This is a genomic window from Agromyces agglutinans (assembly GCF_009647605.1).
Taxonomy (GTDB): domain Bacteria; phylum Actinomycetota; class Actinomycetes; order Actinomycetales; family Microbacteriaceae; genus Agromyces; species Agromyces agglutinans.
The window spans coordinates 1-321 of the sequence record NZ_WJIF01000026.1; the positions used below are offsets into that span (position 1 = coordinate 1).

At 38.6% G+C, this 321-nt stretch carries 1 protein-coding gene; it reads left to right on the forward strand.

What is annotated here, in order from left to right; all coding sequences use genetic code 11:
• Nucleotides 1–321: rep family protein (locus tag GE115_RS18650; RefSeq protein ID WP_216648870.1), on the forward strand; the 321-nt coding region annotated here is incomplete at both ends.

Consider the following 321-nt stretch of genomic DNA (forward strand, 5'->3'; position numbering starts at 1 on the left):
TACCTTTAGCCATTCTCAGTCAGAATCGCTTAAATCGCTCTTAGAACGCCAAAGAAAGGCATATAAAATTTTTCTGGAAACAACCAAGGTAAAAGAAATATTCAAACACTTTGGGGTCAAATACAAAATTCGCAGTCTGGAAGCAACTTATGGCCAGAATGGTTGGCATCCGCATTTTCATGTATTGCTCTTAGGCTATTTTAAAATTGATGATTTGTCCTATCGAGATCTTCTTGCGGAATTATGGATTAAGTCCTGTGTTCGGGCAGGTCTTAACGCTCCAAGTATGACCCACGGTTTAGATTTAAGAGATGGTACTTA